Origin of the sequence: Stieleria tagensis, from assembly GCF_024129865.1 — a bacterium.
GTDB lineage: Bacteria > Planctomycetota > Planctomycetia > Pirellulales > Pirellulaceae > Stieleria > Stieleria tagensis.
In genome coordinates, this window is sequence record NZ_JAMYFE010000085.1 from 22939 (window position 1) to 31250 (window position 8312).

Consider the following 8312-nt stretch of genomic DNA (forward strand, 5'->3'; position numbering starts at 1 on the left):
TTAGCGTGTCCGGCCACATCTGCCGTAAACCAAGGCAAACAACCTAAAGGTTGAACTCCAACGGGTTGGACCAGTCACCGCCAGAGTTCACGCTTTGGCGTGTCCGGTGTCGCTGACGCTAATCAACGGCCACCCAGCGCACCAGCACGACCAAGTGCGGCAACGCTTCGCCGGAAGTGATTCGGCTGGTCGGATTGCAAACGGCAACACTGCCGGCCAACGTCCACTTGTTGGCCGCAGCGGCAACGCTCGTCTCAAGTCGTGCGGATTCAATTTCCACTCGGTCGACCGACTGTCCGGTGCCGAAGGTCGCCGAGATCACTTCTTCGGGGCCAGAGGCGAGTTCGATTCCCAAATGAATGCGGCCCGTCTTTTGGTCTTCATTAATTTCCGGTTTGATTTTGCCGAACAGGCCCAACAACGGCGAGTAGGTCACCGGCTGGTAGGCGATGTGAGTTTGCGGCATCGCGGAGGATGATTCGATGCCCATGTTTCCACCGACAACTGGGGTCAACGAAACGATGTAGCTGCGGCGCAAACCCGAGGAAACTTTGGCAACGCGATGATTGCCGCAGCGCAGCGACAGTCGCGCCGCCGAACTGTCGTCGGCCAGTTGCGCGATGGCTTGGGTGTCGGCCGTCAGCTGCGTGACCGCTTTCTCCGCAGTGACTTCGACGATCCGTACGTCAACTTGCACGGTCGGACTGGTTTGATTTCCGGTGCGCAGCGCGTCCAGTAAATTCTTGACTCGCAGCTGCACCGCCGGAGTGTGCGTGACGATCATCATCGATCCAACAATCGACAACTCACCGCCTTCGCCGTGCAGCGATTGCCAACGGGTGTCATCATTGGCCAAGTGATTCAGAACGATCTCTTCCAAAGCTTCGCGGGTCATGTGGTCGGCCAGTTGATAGCCGGCCGCCCCGCCCAGTCCGCCGCCCAGTCCGCCGCCCAGCCCGCCCATTCCACCGCCACCCATCTCCATTCCACCCCCGCCCGCGCTCATGCCACCCATTCCACCGCCAAATTGCGGCAAAATATTGTCTGGGATACGGAACATGCCGCCGCCACCCATTCCGCCCAGAGGAGCACGTTGTCGGTTGCGGCGCGTCGAGCCAGATGAGGACTCTTCATCGTCCAACATCATCGGCGCGTCGAGCAGATCACCGATTCGATAGACTTTGGTTTCAAACGGCGTAGGCTTAGCCGCCGGCGGGGCAAAATTCTGAGCTTCCGTCGTACTAACTGGCAACACTGCGGCGACGATCAAAGTCAGCCCCACCAGCAAGCTTGGGCAATGAGGGTTGTGTTGTCTCGGTTTGTTCATCGTAGGTTCCTTTGGAGTCTTTGATCCAGCGTTGAAGTTGTTCTTCCATGGTTGCAAAGTGCGCGCGAGCCGAGACCAGCGCCGGAGTGAGCTCCGGTTGGGCAGCGGCTTGAGCCAGAAACGCTCTGGCCTGCGGTGTGTCTCGTGCCAACAGGACCAAATAGGCGGGTTGGCGAAAGCGTCCATCGACAATCATTTGGGCCACGGATTGATCGAGTTGTCTGCCGGGGACCGAAGCCAACAGGAATGCCGCCGCGGTGCGCAGCGCGACGTCTCGTTCCCGCATCAACATGACCAGCGAGCGGATCTGGGTGGGTTGCAGGCGATTGCAAACCATTCGCACCGGAGTTCGCCAGGCATGGCTGTGCGTCAACTCCAACAGCAGCATGACCGCCTGTGGCCCGCCGGCTGCCGTGATCGCCTGGCAAACCGCCAGTCGTTCTTCGTTGTTGCGCGCCAGCGACACCATCTGAGCGGCTTGGTCGAGCGATGCGGTTTCTGTCAATCGACGCCAGGCCAGCGATCGCATTCGCGGGTCGTCCAACCAGTAGCGCAGCAACGCCGATTGGGAAGCGCCCGCGGCCTGGGTGACCAGGAGGAAACCGCGAGCGCGTTGTCGAGCGTCTTCCAGTTGCGGTACCAGACGGATCGTGGCACGCTGTGTTTGGTCGTCTTGACGCATCAATTCGACACGGGCCTGGCGCCAGGCGGCACCGTCGACCGGCCCGGCTTGATCAACCCAATTGGCGAACGCGATCGATGCCTCCGACGGCGCGGGTTCCGGCTGTATGGTTTCCGGCATGGTTTCCGGCATGTCTTCCGGCGGCGCGGTCTTCGCAGCACCGGACACCACCTCGTCCGATGCGGCGACCGACGGCGCGGCGACTTTGTTCGCAGTTTCCGGCAACGCGGCAACGACGACCTCGGTCGATGGCGTTTGTGTCGTCTTCGTATGATCAACAACGGTGTTCTCGGCCACGGTCTTGCCGGGTCGTTGATTGCCGCTGGTGACCCAGGCCGTGATCCCGCCGAGCATGGCAAACAGCCCTAGCGCGGCGAGTGACAGCGTCAGACGCTTGCGCGCGCTGGCGCGTCGTTGGCGTAGCTGCGTCCACTGCAGCCGACTCGATTCCAACAGCGCGTCGGAATCGCCAGAGTCCACCGGATCGGCATGGCGGATCAATCGGTCTAATTCGTCTGGAGTCATGGGTTCGCATCCCGATTATCGTTGACGTAGGGATCCAGTATCGTTCGCAATCGACAGCGGGCGGCGTGCAGATTGGCGTGCACGGTTTGTGGATTGATCTCCAGTAACTGGCCGACCTGCCGCGCCGACATGCCTTGCCAAACCATCAAACTGAACACTTCGCGTTGGCGGTCCGGCAGGGCTCGCACGGCGGTTTGGATTGCGATGCGACATTCACGGTCCAGCGCTTGTTGACTGGGGCCACGGCGGGGATCTTCGATTTGTTGGGACAGGCCATCGTCGTCTGGGGAGGACGTGTAGTGGTGATTTCGGTCGGTCCGCCGCCGCTGTGCGGAAATCGCGTCACGCACACAATGGATGACAATTTTGGTCAGCCAGGTGTTGACATGTGCCCCGCCACGGAAGCGGCGCCAGGATTTCGAGGCTCGTAGCAATGCATTTTGAACAGCCTCGGCGGCCAATTCGTCATCGCCGGCTAGCCGCCGTGCCACCGCAACCAACTGCGGCATCGCGTCGGACACCGCCCCGGCGAATTCAGGTTCGGTCAGTGATTTTTCCATCGACCGTGACCGGGCACGAGTGCGTTGACAGAGCCGATGATGTTCATACGGATTCGAAAACGCGGCATCCATCATGGAACTCAGTGGTTAGCGATAGTCGATTAGACTGGTGCACCGGCGACGATCTCAAAAAGATTTTTGGGGAAATGGCAATTAATTTTTGCCGCGCGGATCCATCCTATCTACTTCACGTTGGGACCGCTGCGGTTTACAACCGCGACGATGACAGCCCCACTCCCTTTAACGCCGACGCAATCGTTCCTGATCGAATCGGCGCTGATGTTGCATCGCTACGGCACCCCCTCACACCGCCTGGAACGCGTGATGACCCGGGTTGCCGAATCCTTGGACGTGCGCAGCGAGTTCTTGTACACACCCACGGCATTGGTGATCTCGCTGGCAGAATCCGGCTGTGGTGAAATCACGGTCGTGCGACGAGTCCACTCTGGCGAAATCGACGTCGATAAACTAATCCGCTTTGACCGACTGCTGGGCCAGGTCCAAGACAAAACGTTGTCGACTGAAGCGGCACGACTGAAATTAGAAACGATCCATCAGGGCGAAAGTCTGTATAGCCATCGTCTGTACGTGCTGGCCTGCGCGGTCGCCTGCGCCTCAGTCGCCGTGTTTTTCCGCGGATCGTTATGGGAAGTGACGGCGGCCGCGATGGTCGGTGTGTTGGTGGCAATGATCGAATCGTTACACCAGCGTTGGCAATGGGAAATGGGATTGCTGGAACCGGTCGCAGGCGTCGCCGCAGCATCGGTTTCTCTGCTGTTGGCACGTTATTGGGTGCCGATGGACGACCGCTTGGTCACGCTGGCGGGGTTAATTGTACTGATCCCTGGATTGCGATTGACAGTGGCGCTCACTGAATTGGCGGTGGGCCATCTGTCGGCCGGCGTGGCCCGCCTGGCCGGCGCGCTGGTTTCACTGGCCACCCTATTCGTCGGCGTGACGTTGGTCTGGCGAATGGCTAGCGATTACCGGCTGCCGTTTCCCCGCCCCGCACCACCAGACGATCTGTGGCGTTGGCTGGCATTGGTGACGGCGCCGGTGGCGTTTGCGATCGTCTACCGAGCTCGGGTGAAACAGTGGCCGATCATCACGCTGATCACGATTTTTGGCGTCACCGTCAGCTGGACGGTGGAACCGCGTTTTGGCATCGAGGTCGCCGCGTTTCTGGGCGCATTTTCGGTCGGCTGTGCCAGCAATCTGTATGCGCGGCGGCGAAACCTGCCAGCCCTGGTTACCCAGACACCGGCCATGTTGATCTTGGTTCCCGGATCGCTGGGTTATCGATCGATGAGTGCCTTTCTGGAACAACAGACTGTGGAAGGTGTTCAGTACGGATTTGCGATGATCTTGATCGGTTCCAGTCTGGTTGGCGGGCTGTTGATTTCTAACGCGGTCGTGCCGCCGCGTCGAATCCTGTAGCCACCGAGTCATGAACCTGTCTGGATCACGTCGGGTTCGGGATTGGTTTACATTGTCGGCTGAACATTCAATGCGACACGCGATATGGTAGTGAGAATCCAGTGATCCAATCCCGCCTCCCCTCGGCGTTTTCAACCCTTGCCCTCTTCGTCTTGATCGCGGCGGGGAGCATTGCAGGTTCGGCCTCTGCCGATTCGCCGGACGCATTTCAAGTCGGTGCCGCCGTGGTGGATGTGTCACCGACACAACTGCCGGTGATCGTCAACGGCAGTTTTCTGTCGCATACCGCCGACAAAATCAAAACCCGAGTCAATGCGCGTGCCCTGGTGATGCGACAGGGCGATTCAGAAATTGGCATGGTCGTCGTCGACAGCTGCATGATTCCCAAAGAAATCATTGACGATGTGAAACACCGTGTCGCCGCGCAAACCAAATTACGTGCGGACCAAATCATGATTTCCGCCACACACACGCACACCGCTCCTTCGGCCTTTGGCGCGCTGGGAACCGATCCCGACCTCTCTTACATCCCGCTACTTCGCGAGCGGATCATCGAATCGTTGGTCACCGCCGAAGCGAATTTACAACCGGCAAAATTTGGTTGGGGCACCGCCGAGGCAGCAGGATTCACCGCGCTGCGACGCTGGGTCTTGCGGACCGACCGGGCCGGGGAGGATCCATTCGGCAATCGCACGGTCAGAGCCAACATGCACGCGGCGACAAAAATGGCAGACGTCACCGGACCGAGCGGACCGGAGGATCCCACGCTGTCGATGCTGGCGTTCCAGTCGTTAGACGGAGATCCGATCGCCGTGCTGGCAAATTTCTCGATGCACTATTTCGGCGACCAACCGATCAGTGCTGACTATTTTGGATTGTTTTGCGATGGCATGGAGAAACATATTGCCGCAAAGGCAAACGCCGCTGCCGACGCATCGAAACCGCGCCCGGTGGGGCTGTTGTCACACGGCTGTAGCGGTGACATCTGGCGCCGCGACTATGTGACTTGGACCGGCAGCGATGACACCACGATTGAAGGTTACACGCAAGCGTTGCTAGCGATCGCGACCGAGGCCTACGACTCGATCGAGTACTCGTCGGACGCCGACTTGGCGATGGCCGAACGCCGTTTGAAACTGGACTATCGCGTTCCCGACAAACAGCGACTGCAGTGGGGCCAACAAATCACCGACGGTTTGAACGGTGAATTGCCCACCAGCCGCGTCGAAGTCTATGCCCGTGAACAGGTCTTGCTAGACGAAATGCAATCGACCGAAGTGGTGGTGCAAGCGATACGAATCGGTGATGTGGCGATTGCAACCGTTCCCACCGAGACCTATGCGCTGACGGGTTTAAAGATCAAATCGCACAGCCCACTCGAAAAAACCATGGTGATCGAATTGGCCAACGGCGCCGATGGATACATCCCGCCGCCGGAGCAGCACGTGCTGGGCGGATACAACACGTGGGCCGCCCGGTCGGCCGGCTTGGAGGTGCAAGCCGAACCGAAAATCACCGCCAACGCGATCTCGCTGCTGGAACAAGTTGCCGACCAACCCCGCCGACGACCGCGTCAGTCGATCGGCCCAGCTGCGCAAGCTCTGTTGGATTTACAACCGATTGCCTATTGGCGGCTGGACGAAATGGAAGGCCCGACCGCGGCGGACGTGTCAGGGCATCAACACATGGCGATGTATGAACCCGGCGTTGTCTTTTACTTGCCAGGCAGCACACAGCAGTCGTTCACCGAAGACGGTCAAGTCAATCGTTGTGCCCACTTTGCAGGCGGCCGGATGCAGACACGGCTGGAATCCATCGGCGAAAACTACACGATCATCCTGTCGTTTTGGAATGGTGTGCCCAACGATGCGCGATCGACCACTGGCTGGCTGGTCTCATGTGACCACCCGCACTGGATCACCGGGCACGGAGACCACCTGGGGATCGGTGGCACCGAAACGACGCCTGGCTATCTGGTTTTCCAGCACGGCACCGACCAGCAACTGATTGGCAAGACGCCGATTGAACGTTGGAGTTGGAATCGGCTGATGCTGGTCCGCAGCGGTGATCAAGTCGACGTGTATTTAAACGATTCAACCACTCCGGAAATCAGTGGGCAAGTCGGCGCCCGGGCGGATCTCGAAAATCTGTTCATCGGCGGGCGCTGTGACAATGAATCCAATTTCGAAGGCCGGATCGACGAAGTTGCAGTGTTCGACAAATCACTTGGCCCCGACGCCCTGTAGAGTTCAACCAATCACCGCCCGCTCCAATTCCCACTCCCCGAATTCCCACCCGAATGTCCGATTCGATTGCTCGCTTTCCAGCCACTGATCTGTTTGATTCGCTTGTCACGCCACAGTTGTGCGTCTTGCAATCGGTGGTTCAAACCAATTTAGAGGCGATGGTTCAAATCGCCGGCGGTGAATCATCACTGGATCGATTGAGACCGCACTTGAAAACGCACAAGATGGACGCGATCACACGGATGCAGATCGATCGCGGTATCCGTCATTTCAAAGCGTCGACGATCGGTGAACTGGAGATGGCGGCCGCCGCGGGTGCGACGTCGGTCCTGTTAGCACATCAACCTGTCGGCGAAAAAATCAACGCCTTCGTGGCAGTCTGCCGACAGTATCCCGAGTGTGAACTTGCGGTCGCGATCGACGACGTGCTGATCGCAGCTCAGATCGATCAAGCCGCACAGGCTGCCGGTTTGGTGTTGAATGTATTTGTCGACGTGGATTGTGGGATGCATCGCACCGGCGTGACGATCGGCGATCCCTTGACTGGGCTGATCAGCGGCCTAGCGGGAATGCCAGCACTGCGATTCCAGGGACTGCACGTTTATGATGGGCATTTGCATGAGCCGGAATTGGAATTGCGGCGGCAAGGGGTCCAATCCATCCTGGCGGACCTTGTCACATTTTTAACCGTGCATCCGATCGACACGGTGATTGTCGGCGGCACGCCGACGTTTGCTCTATGGGTTCAAGCGGTGGCAAACCAAACGTCACTGACCCGCTGGCAATTCAGCCCCGGTACCAGCACGCTGTGGGACTGGGGATACGGAGAATCCTACGACGAATTGCCGTTTCAAATCGCCGCCGCCGTGTTGACTCGCGTGATCAGCAAACCCATCGGATCGGACCCGCCCGGATTCCAGCGGATTTGTTTGGATTTGGGATACAAAGCCATCGCATCAGAAATGCCACTTGCCGAGCGTGTTCGCATCCAGGGCCTGGAGGACGCGACGATTGCCGGACATAGTGAAGAACACTTGGTGCTCTCGCTTCCCAGCAGTCATGCCGTTGCGGTCGGGCAAACTTTCTGGGCATTCCCCAAACACATCTGCCCGACAGTTTCACGCTACGACAGGGCCACCCTCGTGACCTCGGATCCATTCGGGACGACGTCCGTGAAGATTGCCGCGCGGACAGCGATTGCATGACCCGAGCCCGGACGGTTGATTTGGTAACCCGACGCGTCAGCGAGGGATCCCATTAGCTGGCGAAATCCCTCGCTCACGCGTCTTGAAGTTGCGCTTATGCAATTCACTCTCCCGCTTGGAGGTCGTGCAGCTTCGCTCACGGCTCAACAAGGCGGGGGTTTTCAGGGTGAGGTTGAACAATCGCCTCACGTCTTGAGCTAGCACGAGCAGGCCTGTCTCCGCAGCGGCACGCCAGCGGCCGCAACCGTGGAAAACCATGTGGCGAAGTTTTTGACTCTGGTTGCGGTCTCATTACGCCAACGGCGTTCGACAGCCTAGCCTAGGGTCAGG

General features: G+C 59.0%; 6 protein-coding genes. 3 read left to right on the forward strand and 3 right to left on the reverse strand.

Annotated elements, in window-relative coordinates:
* Positions 1-118 precede the first annotated feature (118 nt).
* From NHH03_RS19760 to NHH03_RS19770, 3 genes are read right to left on the reverse strand one after another with little or no spacing between them, the layout of a single operon-like run.
* Positions 119-1327 carry a hypothetical protein gene (locus tag NHH03_RS19760; protein ID WP_253158861.1) on the reverse strand — a complete coding sequence of 403 codons (1209 nt, stop codon included), beginning with the start codon at positions 1325-1327 and terminating at the stop codon, positions 119-121.
* Positions 1242-2534 carry a hypothetical protein gene (locus NHH03_RS19765; protein ID WP_253158862.1) on the reverse strand — a complete coding sequence of 431 codons (1293 nt, stop codon included), beginning with the start codon at positions 2532-2534 and terminating at the stop codon, positions 1242-1244. Before NHH03_RS19765 ends, NHH03_RS19760 begins: the two co-directional genes overlap by 86 nt.
* The gene (locus NHH03_RS19770) at positions 2531-3094 is read right to left on the reverse strand and encodes an RNA polymerase sigma factor (RefSeq protein WP_253158864.1); all 564 of its coding nucleotides are present in this window, start codon (positions 3092-3094) and stop codon (positions 2531-2533) included. Before NHH03_RS19770 ends, NHH03_RS19765 begins: the two co-directional genes overlap by 4 nt.
* A gap of 222 nt (positions 3095-3316) precedes the next feature.
* Here NHH03_RS19770 and NHH03_RS19775 point away from each other — a divergent pair, with 222 nt between their 5' ends.
* The 3 genes from NHH03_RS19775 to NHH03_RS19785 all read left to right on the forward strand — a co-directional run bounded on the left by NHH03_RS19775 (position 3317) and on the right by NHH03_RS19785 (position 7982).
* Positions 3317-4531 (forward strand): threonine/serine exporter family protein, encoded by a 1215-nt coding sequence (locus NHH03_RS19775; RefSeq protein ID WP_253158866.1) that lies wholly within the window; start codon positions 3317-3319, stop codon positions 4529-4531.
* A 101-nt stretch (positions 4532-4632) separates the two neighbouring features.
* Positions 4633-6777 carry a LamG-like jellyroll fold domain-containing protein gene (locus NHH03_RS28230; RefSeq protein WP_253158867.1) on the forward strand — a complete coding sequence of 715 codons (2145 nt, stop codon included), beginning with the start codon at positions 4633-4635 and terminating at the stop codon, positions 6775-6777.
* Positions 6778-6830: 53 nt separating this feature from the next.
* Positions 6831-7982 (forward strand): alanine racemase, encoded by a 1152-nt coding sequence (locus NHH03_RS19785; RefSeq protein WP_253158868.1) that lies wholly within the window; start codon positions 6831-6833, stop codon positions 7980-7982.
* Positions 7983-8312: the final 330 nt, after the last annotated feature.

Coding starts and splice junctions, on each gene's coding strand:
- NHH03_RS19765 (WP_253158862.1), bottom strand. CDS start 2,534: ATGACTCCAGACGAATTAGACCGATTGATCCGCCATGCCGATCCGGTG.
- NHH03_RS19770 (WP_253158864.1), bottom strand. CDS start 3,094: ATGGAAAAATCACTGACCGAACCTGAATTCGCCGGGGCGGTGTCCGAC.
- NHH03_RS19775 (WP_253158866.1), top strand. CDS start 3,317: ATGACAGCCCCACTCCCTTTAACGCCGACGCAATCGTTCCTGATCGAA.
- NHH03_RS19785 (WP_253158868.1), top strand. CDS start 6,831: ATGTCCGATTCGATTGCTCGCTTTCCAGCCACTGATCTGTTTGATTCG.
- NHH03_RS19760 (WP_253158861.1), bottom strand. CDS start 1,327: ATGAACAAACCGAGACAACACAACCCTCATTGCCCAAGCTTGCTGGTG.